We start from the raw sequence: 16,033 nt of genomic DNA, 5'->3' as shown, positions 1-16,033 counted from the left end.
CTTCCAAATTTTGAAAGGGCAGGATTTCAAGCTTTCTGGGGTGCTGTGACGGCGTCCAATATGCACCGTCAGCGCGGCAGGGGCAACCCGCTAAGGCCAAGTTAAGTGTGCAACGCGTCCATTGTCAAGACCCGCCCCTGTAGCCCGAGCGATTCAATCAACGCCTGCGCGGCCGGAATCTCATTCGTCCGGTCGCAGAGCGGTGGAATTGCGCGGTGGGCGCCCGTCCGTCCCGGACGACATCCGATGAATGTTTTTTCCAAGCACTGTCGTCCTACGGACGGCGTCATCACCACACGTACGCGGTTACGTCGTCAACCACGGTTCTGCCCTTGTAGTAGTTATCGAAATTGAAATCTTTCCCGACCTTGTAACTTGCGTTTGGCGCGGAGGATTCTATCGAGGCTTCGAATGCCGGTTCTACTGAGATGGACCCGACGCCTCCCTTCGGGAGACACTGACGGACGTCAACTTGACGTGTGGAGGTTCATCATGGAAATCGACATTCTCGGTATCGATCTCGCGAAAGAGGTCTTCCAGCTTCACGGGGCCGATCGCCGCGGACGGGCCGTACATCGGGCAAAGGTTTCGCGTGGCTCGCTGGCTGAATGCGTGCGTACGCTCAAGCCGAGACTGGTCGTCATGGAAGCCTGCAGCACTGCTCACCACTGGGCACGGCGCTTCCAGTCAATGGGAACAGAAGTCCGGCTGATCAGCCCCCAGTACGTCACACCGTTCGTCAAGACCAACAAGAACGATCGCAACGATGCCGAGGCGATCGTCGAGGCCGCCAGCCGGCCCACCATGCGCTTCGTGCCGGTTAAATCCGTCGAGCAGCAGGACATCCAGGCGGCGCATCGCATGCGTGCCATCCTGCTGCGCCACCGTACCGCGCTGATCAACCAGATGCGCGGCCTTCTTGGCGAACGCGGTCTTGCGATCTCGCGGTCACCGGAAGCATTCAAGCGTGCGGTCCCGGAACTGCTGCGTAACAGCGCCGACGAGCTCACCCCGTTTTGCCAAACACTGCTGACCGAACTCCTTGAGCACCTGCGCGCGGTCGAAGAACGCATCCACTTCATCGAGGTATCTATCCAATCGTTCATGAAGCGATCGGCGCTCTGCCGCAAGATCGCCCAGATACCCGGCATCGGCCCGATTTCAGCGACGGCCATCGTCGCAGCAGTCGGCGACGCCAGACAGTTCCGCAATGGTCGGCATCTGGCTGCCTGGCTGGGCCTCGTGCCGCGGCAGTATTCTTCCGGAGGCAAGTCGCGGCTGTGTCACATTAGCCGGCGCGGTGACACCTACCTGCGCACATTGCTCATTCACGGCGCGCGAGCGGTGCTGCGGTTCGTGAAGTCCAAAACCGACATGCACAGCGTGTGGCTGCAGCAGCTCATAGCACGACGAGGATATAACTGCACAGCGGTCGCGCTGGCCAATCATAACGCGCGAGTTATCCAGGCACTACTCAGCAGCGATGCCAGCTACGTTTCCCGAGGTATTGCCAGCATAGCTGACTAACTCCAGATTTACATGCGCCGTCACTCACCCTGGTTTGCGAAGCTTCTGCGAAACGATGACGAAACTGGTTGAACCAGCACTCCGAAACCTGTTTATTGCGACGGCTGTCGCTCGCGGCAAGCCGCGGTTCTGTTAAGGACGGGGTGCGCGGATCTCATCAAGGCTGCGGGCATGCTTCGGCAATCGCCCACCGGCAAGCCGGATACATGTGTGCAGACCGTTTTGACATCGTGAACAGGAAGCTTGCAAAAGGCGTCGGGTCCATACATGTCGCGATAACGAGATGGGTTAAGATTTTCTGATGAAAAATCTGCCAGAAGCGCCGGTGAGTAAGGAACGGATTTCGCGAAAGGCGTTGGCGCCGGGCGTCGCCAAAGTTTTAAAACGGGCTGCATTTCCCGCTGGACGTGATCCTGCTGTGCGTGCGCTGGTATGTGGCGTATTCGCTGAGCCTGCGTAACCTGGAAGAGATGATGGCCGAGCGCGGCATCGAGGTGGATCATTCGAGCGTGCATCGCTGGGTGATCAAGCTCGTGCCGCTGTTCGAAAAGGCCTTTCGCAAACGCAAACGTCCGGTTGGCAGGAACTGGAGGATGGACGAAACCTATATCACGGTGCGGGGTCAGTGGAAGTATTTATATGATTCGCAAAGGGCAGATGCGGTTGGAAAAAGGCATCCGCCCGTCAGCCGCCGAACAGTTCTATTTACTGGTGATGTAAGTCGTCCTGATCTTATCAATCAGGCTTGCCCGTTAACCGTTATCGCGACAGAACCGCAGATGTTCTGCGACGTGCTATGAGGCGTGTGCGTGAGGCATGCCGATAGCCAATCCTCAAATGACCGCTTGATGTAGTCATTTTTCTGCTATGCTACGTGACTATAGGCAATGACCATAGGCGAAACGATGGAACGCAATCATGTATCGAAGTCCGAATTCAAGGCGAAGGCGCTTGAATTCTTCCGTCAGATTGAGGCGTCGGGCGAAAGTGTCGTCGTCACCGACCACGGCAAGCCAGCGCTAGAAGTGCGGACCTATCGGAGCATGGAGCGCAATCCGCTGGACGTGCTGCGGGGGTCGGTTGTGCGGTACGAGAATCCGACCGAGCCAGTTGCTGAGGGTGAATGGGAGGCGGCTCAGTGATCGTCCTGGATACGCACGCTTTGGTATGGTGGGTTACGGGTGATCCGGCATTGAGCACGAAGGCGAAGGCAGCGATTAATCGAGAACTTAACGGCGGGAAAATTCTCGTTTCGGCAATCTCGGCGTGGGAAATTGCGATGCTTGTCGAGCGCGAGAAACTTGTTCTTTCGATGGACGTGGGTAGCTGGCTCGCCACGGTACAGGCCATCGAGACAGTGCACCTTATCCCCGTCGATCCTGAAATTGCAGTCAAGTCCGTTGAGCTACCGGGCGAATTTCACAAGGACCCGGCTGACCGGATGATTGTCGCGACCGCCCGCAAGTTCGCCGTGCCGCTTGTGACCAAAGACGAAAAAATCCGCGCCTACGCGCACGTTAAAACCATCTGGTGACAGTAGATTCAAGGTCGGCGCACGTGCGTCGATAAACAGACAGGAAAACATAGTGAACATTGTAGAAATCGAACCAGCCATGTCGATTCTGCGCGAAGCCGCCGATAAGCTCAAGGCGATCGGCGTGTCGTGGGACATGCAAATCGGTCATTCGACCCACGGCTCCTCGATCGCGCTGATTGCGTCGCCGACAGAGGAAGGCGCGGCCGCCGGGTATGTCGCCAGTTTCCTTGGCAACGAGCAAGTGAACATTGACGCTAAACGCTTCGCTAACGAGTTAGCCGACCGACTTGCCGAGCGCGCTATCGAGAGCGCGAAACGCTCGGGCAGCTGACAACGGAAAACGAGAACAATGAGATCCGCCGCATACATCGTTCGCGTTTTGCCAGGATGGACGGTGCTCCTGTCTCTGGCGGGATGCGCGGCTGCTCTTGCAATTCTGTGGACATGTCGAGACACGGGCTTGTCGTGGTGGGTTGGCGTGCCGGTAGCTGTAGCGGTGGTGGTCGGCGGCGTCTTGTTGGAGCGTGCCATCGAACGTAAATACCTGCCGTCACGGCATAACGATTGACCACGTAGAAACTATGTCACTTATCAGCCTTGTCACATGCCCGTACCGAATGCCCGATGGTTGCGTTCAGAACGGCGACTACGAGACCAAGGATCTGGCGCATCTTGGATACCGGATGCGCTTTTGCGTCGTGACCGAGGATGGGCGACTGGTTTGTGGCGAGGACGGCGACCTCCGCTACAACGGAAGCGTGGCAATCAATGATGCGGAGCACGCCTATGTCCTCGATTTTGAGAGTGGGAAGTTGAGCCGCATCGGATGTTTCGATGCAGATGGCGCGTTGGAAAGACACGAGTTCGACGCGTCCAACTACCGTGCGGGCGGAGCTACGAAGGCACACGAAAACAAGGACTAGCAAATGGATGAAATATTCCGAAGCCTCAAAGCGCTGGCGAAGCGCTCGATTCTTCCGGGCGCGATCATGCGGTTTTGACGGCCACGAACCGCATGCCGGGACGCTGGGCCGCTTCCCAGATCGCCGCAGCGTCGGCCGCGTCGTTCTTGTTCGACTTCACGAACGGCCGCACGAACTGGGCAGCGATGAGCCGCACGTCGTGGCCAAGCCGCACCAGGACGCGGGCCCAGTGATGCCCGCTGCCACAGGCCTCCATGACAACACGGCTCGCAGGCCGGTTGGCGAAGAACGGCACGAGCTGGGCGCGTTTGAGTACCTTGCTGTGAATCGCGCAAGACTCAGGCTCGACATAGTGAATCTGGAAAACGTGCTTGGCCAGATCGATGGCAATGGTCGTGGGTTCCATCAGGTTCTCCTTGACGGCAGGACTGCCGAACCTCCAATGTCTCACGCTCGGGGCGCAAGCCTGCTGCATCGGACGGCCCTAAAGGCGGGAGGCGACCATTCCATCTATTTAGCTTGCGGTACGACATTTGAACTTAGCGGAGACACTGATTGTCGAGGCCATTCTGAAATGTCGTAGCGACAGCAAAGTAGAAATGTCGTATCCGGGGTTGGGTTTGACGTTGGGGTTGGGTTTGACGTTGGGGTTGTCTCTGTCTTTAACGGTTTGAATCTCACGTAGCGTTGAAGGACCGCGTGTGAACGGGCAGGGCGTGTCAGTCCGTTCAGCGAGTGCGTGCAGACCGTTTGCCAGGTGTTGAAGGCGTCTTCGACTGCTGCGCGATCTGCACGATTGCCTGGTTCAGGTCGGCTCGTGTGAATGCGCGTTGCTTCTTCGTGCCGGGCGAGGGTTTGGGTTTGCGTACCGCCGCACCGCGATTCGTACGTGATGGCGAGCCCGAGATCCGGCGGTGGTCGCGCTGCGCCTGCAGGGCTTGCGCGACCTGCAGCGCATGACCGAGGCGCTTGTGCTCGACCACGGCACCCTGATCAATCTCCGCGAGCTTATCGTACGGCATACAGGGCAGCACGACGCCGTCCGCGCGGATCTCAAGGCGCCCGTCCGGATATTCCCACACGTCGATGTAGCGGCCGATCAGCCTGCGGGTCGCCGGCGTATCGTCGAGCAGCCAGATCACGCGATCGTTCAGCAGCGTCAGCGCATCCGACACCTTGCGCTGTACCCGCCATGTCAGGATCGTGTCGAGAGTCTCGCCATCGCGCAGCGGCCGGTGCGCATCGTACGTGCTTCTGGGCAGCTTCGCGAAACGCGCGTTATAAGCGGCCATGAAAGCGCAGGCATACGCGTTCGCGGCTTCGATGGTGTTGATATCGCGCAAACGCAGTTCCTTCACGAGGCGGTCCTGCAGCGTCAGGTGAGCCCGTTCGACACGCCCCTTGGCGGGGCTGCTGTTGGCGCAGAACGTGTCGATGTTCAGCTCGTACATCGCGCGGCCGAACTGCGTGACGCCTGTGCCCGCCGTCTCGGCGCGCTTCTTGACATGGAACACGCTGGCGCGGTCGCTGTAGAACGCCACCGGCTTGCCATGCCTTTCGAGATACGCACGCGTGGCCTCAAAGTAGCTGAAAGTCGATTCGGTCGCCGTGAAGTGCAGCGCCATGATCCGGCTGGTGGCATCGTCGACATACACCAGCAGCGTGCAGGCCGGTGCCCGTTCTTCAGACCAGTGATGGTCACTGCCGTCGATCTGCACCAGTTCGCCAAAACAGGCCCGTCGGGCACGCGGCTGATAGACCTTCGGCGGCCGCTGTTTGCGCGGCACCCACAGGCCCGCGTCCGTCATCAGGTGACGCACGGTTTCCTTCGACAGCACCAGCCCATGGCATTCACGCAGCTTCTCGCACGCGAGCGTCGGCCCGAAATCCGCGTAGCACTCGTGGATCAGTCCGAGCGCCCGGTCAAGCACCGTCTGCGGCAATTGATGATTGCTGCGCGCGCCGCGCCGCTGCGAAATGAGCCCAGCGGCGCCTTCGTCGCGGTAGCGGATCACAAGCCGCTCAACCTGGCGTCGGCTCAAACCCAGCCGTTCAGCAGCGCGCCAGGTCATCAGCCGCGCCTCGGCAACCGCCTCAATAACCTTCAGCCGGTCGAGCTCCTGCATGCTCATCGTGATCGTCCCGGTGCGCGTCATGGCGGTCTCCACAGGCGGGAAAACCGCACCAGCATGCGCTACAGATCCTTGGGATAGGACATCTGTACTTTGCTCAGGTACGACACTACTACTTTGCTTCTACACACGATGTCGAGGCTTTTTTTAAATGTCGGGGTCTGGGCTAATTAGAAATGTCTGATCTCAGAGGTTGGTGTGGAGTCTGTCTTTCACGGGTTTCAACTCATACAGTGTTGAAGGACTGCTTATGAACGGGCAGGGCGTGTCAGTCCGTTCAGTGTGCCCTTGCAGACCGACGGCCTGGTTTTGATGCTGCCTTTGGCTGTTTTGTGTGTTGCGTGGCGAGCTGCAGGATCGTTTCATTCAGATCGGTCTGCGTGAATGCGCGCGGCTTCTTCGTGCCCGGCGAGCCTGTCAGTTTGCGTACGGCCGCACCGCGATTCGTGCGTGACGGCGAGCCCGATACACGACGATTATCGCGTTGGGCCTGCAGGGCCTGCGCGACCTGCAGCGTATAACCCAGCCGCTTGTGCTCAACGACGGCCCCCTGGTCGATCTCCGCGAGCTTGTCGTACGGCACACAGGGCAGCGCCACGCCACCGGCCCGCAGTTCGATGCGACCGTCCGGGTACTCCCATACGTCGATGTAGCGGCCGATCAGCCGGCGGGTGGCCGGCGTATCGTCGAGCAGCCAGATCATGAGGTCATTCAGGACCGTCAACGATTCCGACACCTTGCGCATCACCCGCCACGTCAGGATCGCGTCCAGATCCTCGTCGGCGCGCAGCGGCCGGTGTGCATCGAACGGGCTCCTGGGCGGCTTCGCAAAGCGCGCGTTGTACGCGGCCATGAAGGCGGGCGCCCAGGCGTTGGCGGCCTCCTGTGTGCTGATCCCGCGCAGCCTGAGTTCCTTGACGAGCCGGTCCTGCAGCGTCAGGTTGGCGCGCTCGACGCGCCCCTTGGCGGGGCTCGAGTTCGCGCAGAACGTGTCGATATTGAGCTCGTACATCGCGCGGCCGAACTGCGTGACGCCCCGCGCGCCGTTGCGGCTGTACGTTGGCCGGAATACGCTGGCCCGGTCGCTGTAGAACGCCACCGGCTTGCCGTAGCGCTCGAGGTACGCGCGCGTCGCCTCGAAATAGCTGAAGGTCGACTCCGTGGCCGCGAAATGCAGCACCATCAGGCGGCTGGTCGCATCGTCGACATACACCAGCAGCGTGCAGGCGGGCGCGCGCTCCTCGAACCAGCGGTGGTCGCTGCCGTCGATCTGCACCAGTTCGCCGAGGCAAGCGCGCCGGGCACGCGGCTGGTGGATCTTCGGTGGCCGTTGCCGGCGCGGCACCCACAGCCCGGCATCGCGCATCCAGCGCCGCACAGTTTCCTTCGCCAGCACCAGGCCATGACATTCGGCCAGCTTCTCGCACGCGAGGGTCGGTCCGAAATCGGCGTAGCGCTCACGCACGAGTGCCATGGCCCGTGCACGCAGATTGATGGGCAACTCGCGGTTGCTCGGCTTGCCACGCTTGCGCGACACCAGCCCGGCTGGACCCTCGGTCTCATAACGCCGGCACAGCCGGCTGATCTGACGCTCACAGAGATCCAGCCGCTCGGCTGCCTGAAAGCACCGCAGACGGCCTTCAACGACAGCCTCGATGACCTTGACTCGTTCCAATTCGCGCATGGTTGCCGTGATCAGGCCACGCCCATTCATGATTGCCCCCTGGGTCAACGCATCGGGACAGCGTGCGCCTGAGGGCGGCAAACCGGACATTTCTAATTAGCCCAAACCGGACATTACTAAAAAGCTCCTACAACGATTTGGTTGATAATTTCTTTTATGTCAAATTGCAAAGGACTTGAGACCGCCTTGCACGCCCAGAGCCTGATACTCATGACAGCCTGGTCGGGAGCGGCACTCGACAATCAGAGAAAGCAGATTCCATTGACATAGGCCTTTCGCCAGCGCACGATGTTCACGTGTTCGAAAAGGCCCGCGAGTGTGAACGGATCATGTGCGATGAAACGTTCTGCTTCTTCGCGCGTCTGCACATCCACAATATATACCCCGCCGCCTGAATTCTCCCCATCGTCAGTCAACTTGGCGCCGCACGCAAGTAGCAGGCGCTTATGTCGCTCGAGAAACGCCAGATGTTCGTCGCGCTTGTCCAGACGCATCTGCGCATGTCCTGGCTTGTCGAAAGTCTCGATAAAAAACGGCATCGAATACCTCAGTTCTGGACGATCGCGGACGGGTGCTGTGCAAGCGGCGTCACACTAACCTTCATGTACGGAAACAGCGGCAAAGAACTGATCAACGTGTGCAGTTCATCGTTCGACTCAACGTCGAACACACTGTAGTTCGCGTACTCACCCGCAATACGCCACAGGTGGCGCCATTTGCCTTCGTGTTGCAGGTTCTGCGAATACGCTTTCTCCTCTGCCTTTTTACGTTCGATCATGTCCTTGTCCGCATCGGGCGGAATCTGAACATGCATGTGCACGAGAAATAGCATCCACTACTCCCAAGTTCAAAATATTGATGCGGCGCATCGAATTCAACTTCAACATGCGCCGCTTCGGAATTCCATCAACCCCAGGCGAGAATCGCCACCGTATACACAATGCCGATCCAGAACATCATGATCACGGTATATCCCATGATGTCCTTCAGCTTGAGCTTGGAAAGCGCGAGCGCCGGCAAGATCCAGAACGGCTGCACAAGGTCGTTCCATGCATTGCCGAGCATCACGGCATGCGACGTATGCGCGACGGACGCGCCGATCGCCTTCGCAGCCTCGATCATGAACGGCCCCTGAATGACCCAGTGACCACCGCCAGACGGTGCGAAGAAGTTGATGACGAAAGAACTGACGAGACCCCAGAACGGCAGTGTCGCAGGCGTCGCCACCTTGACGAAGAACTGCGAGAACGTATTCACCAGGCCCGACGAAGCCATGATGGCCATGATCCCGGCGTAGAACGGGTACTGCAGAATGATGCCGCTGATCGTGCGAATGCCCTCGTTCAGCTTCTCCACATAACGGATCGGCGTGCCCAGCATGATGACGCCAAGGAACAGGATGATGAAGTTGATCAGGTTCAGGTCCATCGACCCGCCGTTACGGAAGTACAGCACCACATAGCCCACGCCGATCAGGCCGATCACATAGCTCAGCAGCCGGCTGTTGTTCAGGCGACTAGCGAGCGTGTTGCCCTCTTCGATATCGACGGTGGGCGCGTCTGCTTTCGCCGCGGCTTCGAGGCTGCGGTCGATTTCCTTGACGGGCTGGCCCGGCTTCGGGTGCAGCCATGCATTGAGCAGCGGCAGCGTGATGATGACAACGAGGCTCGTCAGCAGCATCGCCGGCGAGAAAATCGTCTCTGAAAGGGGAATCACGCCCATCTGCGCTTCGAGCGGATGGCCCTTCGTCGAAATGAGAACAGGGATGCTTGCGGACAATCCAAGTCCATACAGCGTGAAGCCGCTATACGCTGAAGCGATGATCAACGGATAGTGCACGCCCTTCACGCGCAATGCTAGCTTGCGCGCAACGATTCCGCCAATCACCAGACCGAACCCCCAGTTCAGGTAACTGCCGATCCCACCGACCAGCGTCGCCACGATGATAGCCATGCGCGGATCGTTCACGCGCGCGACCAGCCGGTCCAGAAAGCGTTCAGTGAGCGGCGCGGTAGCCAGCACGTAGCCCATCGCGAGAATCACCGCCATCTGTGTCGTGAAGGCGAGCAGCGCCCAAAAACCCTTGCCCCAGCTTGCCGTCAGCGACGTGACCGCCTGGCCTTGCACGACGGCGGCGAGCGCCATCGTAAGCAACGTGAGGCCGATCGCAAACACAAAAGGATCGGGCAAATACCGGCGCATCAGCTCGGTGAAGAATGCGGTGACTTTCTGCATGTGGTGTCTCGTTGATAGTCGTAGTAGTTATCGGGTGCGCGCTCGTCGCGACGCAAATGGGTTCATTCGGTCTTCAATCGTCGTTGGCCGCCTGTCCGCGTTCGCGCCGGTAGCGTGCTAGGTTCATCAGCGCGCGGTCGCGCCATCCAACGCGCGCTTCCCATTGGTCCAGCGGCAGTGCGACGCGCCGCTGTGCCTCGACATGGCCCACGAGTTCAGGCGTCCACGGATCATGCTGGCCACGCTCGGCGCCCATGCGCGCATAGGAAGGCCCCATCTTCTGCGCGTGCGAAGCAATACCGCCGCGCGTATTCAGGTCGACGGTTTCGAATGGGCCGATGACCGACCAGCGCATACCGAGGCCTTCGCGCATCACCGTGTCGATGTCATCGACCGACGCGACGCCGTCGCGTACCAGGCAGTAAGCCTCACGCAACACAGCGCCCTGCAGACGGTTGAAGACAAAGCCTTCGACCTCCTTGCCGACCAGCACGGGTTTGAGTCCTGCTTCCCTGAACAGCGCGATGGCGCGCTGTGTCGCGTCATTCGACGTGAACGGCGCGGGCACGATTTCCACGACGGGAATCAGGTACGGCGGATTGCCCGGATGCGCAACGAGGCAGCGGCCGTGGCCACGCAGCGTTTCGTCAACGAATTTCGATGTCGCCAGAAATGACGACGCACTGACCAGAACAGCATGTGGCGGCGCCGTGCGATCCATCTCCTCGAATAGCTCGCGTTTGATCTCGATACGCTCGGGCGCGCATTCCTCGACCAGATCGGCATCGGCGGTTGCAGCTTCGATGCTGTCCACCACCGCGACGCGAGCGGCCACGTCACGCGCGGGTTCATCTAGCAAGCCGAAGCGCGTCAGTTCGTCGAGCCGCGCACGAACTTCGGCAGGAACGGCTTCACGCCTTTGCGCCGCAGGATCGAACACGCGCACTTGCCATCCGGCCAGCGCGAACGTGACGGCGAACGCCACGCCGATACTGCCGCCACCGACAATCCCCGCGCGCCGCACCGGGCGCTGAACGTCATCCGCGCCCATCTCACACTCCTGCGACGCCAACGGTCATGCCGCCGCACACGTACAACACCTGCCCCGTCACGAAGCCGCTGCGCGCATCGAGCAGATACGAGGCAGCGTGCGCGACATCGCCGGGCGTGCCGACACGTTTGACGGGAACCGCGTCGATGATGGCCTGCGTACGCGGCGCGCCGGGAGGATTCGCGCGATCGAACAATTCGGTGCGAATCGGCCCCGGGCCGATCGCGTTGGCGGTCACGCCGAACGCGCCCAGTTCGAGTGCCCAAACCCGCGTCATGCCGATCAACGCCGCTTTGGTCGCCGAGTAAGCCGTGCGCAATTCCTTGCCAAGCGCCGCACGCGACGACATATTGACGATCCGTCCGAAACCCGCTGCCTTCATGCCGGGCAGCAGTGCCTGCATGCACTGCTGCGCGCAGCGCACGTTGAGCGCCCATGCGCGCTCGAGTTCTTCGAGCGTCTGATTTTCCGCATCGGCCGGGACCACCACGCCGACATTGTTGATCAGGCGTGTGATTGGCCCGCCTTGCAGCGCGCGTTCGAGTGCCCGCGCTGTCGCTTCCGTATCCGACAGATCAGCGATGATGCCGTCCCCCACGCGGTCGATCACGATGGGCTCGTAACCGTCCGCTTCGCAACGCGCGGCGCATGCGGCGCCGATGCCGGCCGCGCCGCCGGTGATAAGAACTCGTTCTCTGGTCATGTTGGGTGTTCGTAATGCAATAAGGATCAGACCGTAGCGACGGGCGTGACGGGCGAACCCATCGCGCCCGGCAGGCGCAACGGCGGCGCAGTCAGCATGAAACGCGAGCGCTTGTGTTCGCGAAGCCATGACGCGAGATCGCGCAGATACCAGAGTTCGCCGAGCGGCAGACCCAGTTTGAAGAGGCAGTGATGATGCAGCGGCATCAACGGATGCTCGCCCTTCGTTGCCGGCGGGCGTGCCGGAAAACGCTCGACCGCATAGTTGTCCGCCGCGAGCGCGGCGATACCCGAGTCGGTAATCCATTGCAGCAGCCGCTCGTCCCGGCCGTCGAGCGCACCACAATGGCTGTTCAGCACAGCCTCATCCGGCTGACGGTTCATCTCAAGCAGCAACTCGGAAAAGCCCGTGCGCAGCACGAGCATGTCACCGCACTCGATCTCGATGCGATCGGTGTCGATCACATGCATCAGGTCGTCGTAGCCGATGTTGCGAAACTCGCGGCCGAAATGCGCGGCAAAATCGATCAGTACGCCCCGGCCCTGCATGCCCTTGACCGCCAGGTTCTCAATGCCGAGCACGTCCGCATGACTGTGTTCGCCGCCGCAGGTGTGCGGCGCGAAGCCGTCGTCCTGCCGGTATTCCATCGGCCCGACAATGTCCTGGTTCGCCCGATATCCGTTGTAATAGACGCTCTCCGCGATGCCGTCGCTGTCTGCGTCGAAGCGCGCGCCAACGTGCGCAAGCGCATCCCATTGCGTCGAGTACTGTAGCGACAGCAGCACCTGGTCGTCGCTGACGACATCGGTCGCGCCTTCTTCGTGACGCGCAAACGGAAAGTTGACGTACGGCAGGCCGTCACGAAACGTCGGTCTCAGGACAGGCGGGTGGCGACGCACGTTCAGCTTGTTCTCGCCCGGATAGTCGAGTGGCAGGGACAGCGAAAAGCTCAGACCGGCCTGAATTTCCCGCGCACCGCGTATCACCTGTTCGGGGCCGATCAGATTGGGACGGCCGAGCTGGTCGTCCTGTCCAAAGTCGCCCCAGTTCGACCCTTGCGGTCGGTTCTTCCAACGCATTGCTACTTTCCTTGTCATTCCAGCCAGCACGCCGTTGCGCGCGGCCCGTCATCCGTTCACGCGAGCAGCGCCGGCGGAATCTGCCCATATACGTGGAGTAATGCTTTGACCGCGTTCTGCTCATTCTTGAGAAGACGTGTCTTCGGCGCGCCGATCACGAGCGCGAACGCCTCGCCATGAATCAGGAAGCCGCGCGCGAGACCCGCGACGTCCTCGACGTTCTCGCCCGTCGAGCGATGCCAGCCATTGACGACGCCCTGCTCCACTTCGCGCTCCAATGCCTTGCGCTCGATGATCGAACCGTCCGTCAAAGCTGGAAACGGCTCACACGTATCGAGCAGCTTGCGACGCGCTTCAGGCGCAAGCGCGCCAGCCAGCGCTTTGCCAGCCGCGCTCGCGTGCACGTACATGAAACCGCCGGGCTCGTCGCTGTAACGGATCTTCTGTCTCGACTCCATCACTTCGAGGTAGACCACACGGTTGCCCGCCAACGTGGCTAGTGCAGCCGTTTCATTGGTAGCGTCGCGCAGTGCGCTCAGAAGCGGCTGGAAGGTCAGGACCAGCGGGTCTTCGCTACAGATGTCGCGCGCGACATGCAGCAGCCGTTGTGTCGGGTAATAGCCCGCCTTGACGCCCGGCGCGTACAGATAGCCTTTGGCCACCATCGTCTGCAACAGCGCGTGGCAGCTCGATAGGGGGATCTCGGTTCGACGCGCAATCTCGCTGTAGATCATCGGCTGCCGGACTTCGGCAAAGAGGTTGATCACGTCAAAGACGCGCACTGCAGTTTTCACATCCATGAGAGCATTATCGACATATCGATAACTCGCTGACAATATCTCAAGGGTAAACACCTACTTCTGCATGGTCTGGACAGGAGCGAATAGTGCGAGGATGTCGGTTGCGTGGGCGGCAGCCATGTCTCCCGACGATCGTTGAACGACCATCTCCTCATGCTTACGCAGCAACCGCGCCGCGCGCCCCGGAGTCTCGTATAGGGCCAATCGCATCTGCGCGACGGCATTGTTCATCCCCGGATGCCGCAGTTCGTCCGCGGCTTCTTTGAAGACGAGTCGTTCGACATTGGAAAGACCCGCCGCTTGGGGCGTGAGGAGGCAGTCATGCCTGAACTGCATTCATTGCCGACGTTTGCGCAGTTGTTTCAGCAGTTCTTTCTGGAGCACCTGATGCAGCAACCTAACGCCACCGGTCACTTGAGCGCGTGGCACTCAACGATCTTGATGCGCCGCTGATCCTTGAGTTCCTTGACCACCTCGAAGAGGATCGCCACAATACAGCATCCGCAGCCGCAACCTCTGACTCGCCGCCATTCGCTCGTTTCTGCACTACGCAGTATTGCGCGCCCTGGAGTCGCTTCGCACGATTCGACAAATTCTTGCGATCCCGATGAACCATTACGAACGCTCGCCGGTCCGCTTCCTCTCACGAGAAGTATGTGCCTTGCTCGATGCACCCAACCCCAGCACATGTTGCGGCCAGCGCGATCGAGTCATGTTGGCAACCCTCTAAAACACCGGCGCCAGGGTGTCCGAACTCATCGGCATACGCGTGAGTAACGTCGAATTGGACAGAGGCCCTCCGGTACGTCTTCACGGCAAAGGTCACAAAGAACGTGCGGTCCCGCCTTGGCGCAGCACCACTAACCTGAACAGCGGCTCTTTCCCAAATCGCTTCGGTTGACCGATGACGCGCACCGGCGTTACCGATCGACTTAACCTCGCGTACCAGGCAGCGGCAACTCGTTGCTCAGGGTCCAAGGCAGTCGCGTGCCTAACAGTGGAGTGAGATGCGCCGGCCCATGCATCCGCTCCAGGCTGGTGTTGATCTGACAGTCATCGCGCTGTCGCTGGGCCACGAGAATTCGGCGACCACGCACAGGGGGGTGCGGCGAGAGATGCATCGTAGCGCGCTTCCTCGATCTCGCAGGCCAACGCGCGACGCACATCGTCATCTGCGCGCGATGTTTGCTGTGCAGCGCGAAGCCCACTTATGCATCATCCCTTCTGCACTGTGGACTTGATTGCCGCTTTGAGTTCAGCGGTGGTGAGAACTTCGTGTGCGTATGTTGGACCGTCGACATTCATCGCAGCGTGCAACGCTTCGTGTGAACGTGCCGATGTCGCGTCGCGCACCAGCGTGACGTAATAGCCCAACTCAATGCCAATTCGAGCCGTCGCTTCGAGACACCGTCGCTGGGAACCATGTGACTACGAAGGCTGGGATCATCCCGCTCCAAGTCAACGGCTTGTCATGGATGGCCATCATTTCGCCCTCGGCCAATGGGGCGGGGACTGGCATCCCGACCTAATGCCCAAAGATGGCGACGTTGTCGTTGCCAAGCACTGGGGCTCCAGCGGGTTCGCGAATACCGATCTCGACGTCAGGCTCAAGCAGAACGGCATCACGCACGTGATCATCGCTGGGCTGCTCGCCAATTCTTTGGCCGATTTGGATTGGAACTACTGTGGTTAATCGTCTTGAGCACGCTCGCCGTCATGACAGCGACCGCGATGACCGTCGAGTTGGCTTTTCGCTGGAGAACACGCATTGAGCACAATTGATGCATCCGCCGCGTCAAGGGTGATTCAGGTGATCGCGTGGTCGTGCGCGACAATTGGCCTGTACCTCTCGCTTCAACCGCTGACAACTATGCGGCGCTCATGCCATGGGCGATGCTGGCTGCTCCCGACCTCTTAGGGGCGTGGTCAATAGACCACTTACACAGCATTCACTGAGGGTTGACAGCCGCTTCGTTCATTTTGTTAAGGGTTCTAAAAGGAGAACGGTCCAAAACGAAACGTGTATCTCATCGCATCCTCAACGACCGCCCCCCACTTGCGTCGCCCATCGGGCACGTCGTTAAGCTTTTCACTTAGGAGTCGGAACTCATCCTGCGCGTTGCGATGAGTCTCGATCTCGCGCACAATCCCGCCGGCAGTCAAAGGGCTGACGTCCATTTCCAGGAGCGCGACCTCCCACGCGTCTTCCTGGGTGACGGCATCAAGCACTGCACGTGCAAGCCTCCTGCAATAGTCCCATGACCAGTACCGCCCTAAGTCCGGCAGGCTCTGGTCAAGGATGCTTTGCTCCTGAAGTGTAAGAGCTCAATTCCAGGCAACCATATAAAGCAAATCAAAGCTG

At 60.1% G+C, this 16,033-nt stretch carries 18 protein-coding genes and 2 pseudogenes; 8 read left to right on the top strand and 12 right to left on the bottom strand.

All coding sequences use genetic code 11. The features are described from left to right. Positions 1–492 precede the first annotated feature (492 nt). The 6 genes and pseudogenes from RW095_RS02690 to RW095_RS02665 all read left to right on the top strand — a co-directional run bounded on the left by RW095_RS02690 (position 493) and on the right by RW095_RS02665 (position 3,987). Positions 493–1,527 (top strand): IS110 family RNA-guided transposase, encoded by a 1,035-nt coding sequence (locus RW095_RS02690; RefSeq protein ID WP_317015515.1) that lies wholly within the window; start codon positions 493–495, stop codon positions 1,525–1,527. Between the two features lie 301 nt (positions 1,528–1,828). Continuing rightward, positions 1,829–2,168 (top strand): annotated as a pseudogene (locus RW095_RS02685) (IS6 family transposase); the annotation flags it as partial. 264 nt (positions 2,169–2,432) lie between these two features. Continuing rightward, a complete protein-coding gene (locus RW095_RS02680; RefSeq protein WP_317016283.1) occupies positions 2,433–2,669 on the top strand; it encodes a type II toxin-antitoxin system Phd/YefM family antitoxin in 237 nt (78 codons plus the stop codon). After that, a complete protein-coding gene (locus tag RW095_RS02675) occupies positions 2,666–3,061 on the top strand; it encodes a type II toxin-antitoxin system VapC family toxin (RefSeq protein WP_317016282.1) in 396 nt (131 codons plus the stop codon). Before RW095_RS02680 ends, RW095_RS02675 begins: the two co-directional genes overlap by 4 nt. Positions 3,062–3,113: 52 nt before the next feature. Next, positions 3,114–3,395, top strand: coding sequence for a hypothetical protein (locus RW095_RS02670; protein ID WP_317016281.1), 282 nt, complete (start codon positions 3,114–3,116; stop codon positions 3,393–3,395). A 250-nt stretch (positions 3,396–3,645) separates the two neighbouring features. Continuing rightward, entirely contained in the window at positions 3,646–3,987 is a 342-nt protein-coding gene (locus RW095_RS02665; protein ID WP_317016279.1) for a hypothetical protein, read from the top strand. Positions 3,988–4,057: 70 nt separating this feature from the next. On the opposite strand, the pseudogene RW095_RS02660 reads toward RW095_RS02665, so the two are convergent. From RW095_RS02660 to RW095_RS02615, 10 genes and pseudogenes are all read right to left on the bottom strand, one after another. Beyond that, positions 4,058–4,393 (bottom strand): annotated as a pseudogene (locus RW095_RS02660) (IS110 family transposase); the annotation flags it as partial. Positions 4,394–4,715: 322 nt separating this feature from the next. Further along, a complete protein-coding gene (locus tag RW095_RS02655) occupies positions 4,716–6,143 on the bottom strand; it encodes an ISNCY family transposase (protein ID WP_317016278.1) in 1,428 nt (475 codons plus the stop codon). A 253-nt stretch (positions 6,144–6,396) separates the two neighbouring features. Then, on the bottom strand, positions 6,397–7,833 hold the full coding sequence (locus RW095_RS02650) for an ISNCY family transposase (RefSeq protein ID WP_317016276.1): 1,437 nt from the start codon (positions 7,831–7,833) through the stop codon (positions 6,397–6,399). 212 nt (positions 7,834–8,045) lie between these two features. Continuing rightward, positions 8,046–8,342 (bottom strand): YciI family protein, encoded by a 297-nt coding sequence (locus RW095_RS02645; protein WP_317016274.1) that lies wholly within the window; start codon positions 8,340–8,342, stop codon positions 8,046–8,048. Between the two features lie 8 nt (positions 8,343–8,350). Beyond that, a complete protein-coding gene (gene catC / locus RW095_RS02640) occupies positions 8,351–8,635 on the bottom strand; it encodes a muconolactone Delta-isomerase (RefSeq protein WP_317016273.1) in 285 nt (94 codons plus the stop codon). A gap of 74 nt (positions 8,636–8,709) precedes the next feature. After that, complete coding sequence (locus RW095_RS02635) at positions 8,710–10,038, bottom strand: short-chain fatty acid transporter (protein ID WP_317016271.1); 1,329 nt, start codon at positions 10,036–10,038, stop codon at positions 8,710–8,712. A gap of 73 nt (positions 10,039–10,111) precedes the next feature. Then, positions 10,112–11,089, bottom strand: coding sequence for a 3-hydroxyacyl-CoA dehydrogenase (locus tag RW095_RS02630; protein WP_317016270.1), 978 nt, complete (start codon positions 11,087–11,089; stop codon positions 10,112–10,114). Position 11,090: 1 nt separating this feature from the next. Continuing rightward, positions 11,091–11,792, bottom strand: a complete 702-nt coding sequence (locus RW095_RS02625; protein WP_317016268.1) for an SDR family oxidoreductase — start codon at positions 11,790–11,792, stop codon at positions 11,091–11,093. Positions 11,793–11,818: 26 nt separating this feature from the next. Beyond that, positions 11,819–12,871 carry a cyclase family protein gene (locus RW095_RS02620; protein WP_317016267.1) on the bottom strand — a complete coding sequence of 351 codons (1,053 nt, stop codon included), beginning with the start codon at positions 12,869–12,871 and terminating at the stop codon, positions 11,819–11,821. A gap of 56 nt (positions 12,872–12,927) precedes the next feature. Then, positions 12,928–13,671: an IclR family transcriptional regulator gene (locus RW095_RS02615; RefSeq protein ID WP_317016265.1), complete on the bottom strand. Its 744-nt coding sequence runs from the start codon at positions 13,669–13,671 to the stop codon at positions 12,928–12,930. Positions 13,672–13,908: 237 nt separating this feature from the next. Between RW095_RS02615 and RW095_RS02610 the strand changes: the two genes are divergently transcribed. Next, complete coding sequence (locus RW095_RS02610) at positions 13,909–14,124, top strand: hypothetical protein (protein ID WP_317016264.1); 216 nt, start codon at positions 13,909–13,911, stop codon at positions 14,122–14,124. Between the two features lie 762 nt (positions 14,125–14,886). Here RW095_RS02610 and RW095_RS02605 read toward each other — a convergent pair. Further along, positions 14,887–15,024 (bottom strand): hypothetical protein, encoded by a 138-nt coding sequence (locus RW095_RS02605; RefSeq protein WP_317016706.1) that lies wholly within the window; start codon positions 15,022–15,024, stop codon positions 14,887–14,889. A 25-nt stretch (positions 15,025–15,049) separates the two neighbouring features. Here RW095_RS02605 and RW095_RS02600 point away from each other — a divergent pair, with 25 nt between their 5' ends. Further along, positions 15,050–15,364, top strand: a complete 315-nt coding sequence (locus tag RW095_RS02600) for a cysteine hydrolase family protein (RefSeq protein ID WP_317016262.1) — start codon at positions 15,050–15,052, stop codon at positions 15,362–15,364. A gap of 299 nt (positions 15,365–15,663) precedes the next feature. Here the strand turns inward: RW095_RS02600 and RW095_RS02595 are convergent, their stop codons facing one another. Further along, positions 15,664–15,900, bottom strand: coding sequence for a hypothetical protein (locus RW095_RS02595; protein WP_317016261.1), 237 nt, complete (start codon positions 15,898–15,900; stop codon positions 15,664–15,666). Positions 15,901–16,033 lie beyond the last annotated feature (133 nt).

The organism is Paraburkholderia kirstenboschensis, from assembly GCF_032806925.1.
GTDB lineage: Bacteria > Pseudomonadota > Gammaproteobacteria > Burkholderiales > Burkholderiaceae > Paraburkholderia > Paraburkholderia kirstenboschensis.
Note: the sequence above shows the minus strand (reverse complement) of the source record. Positions and strands in the feature narration are given on the sequence as shown.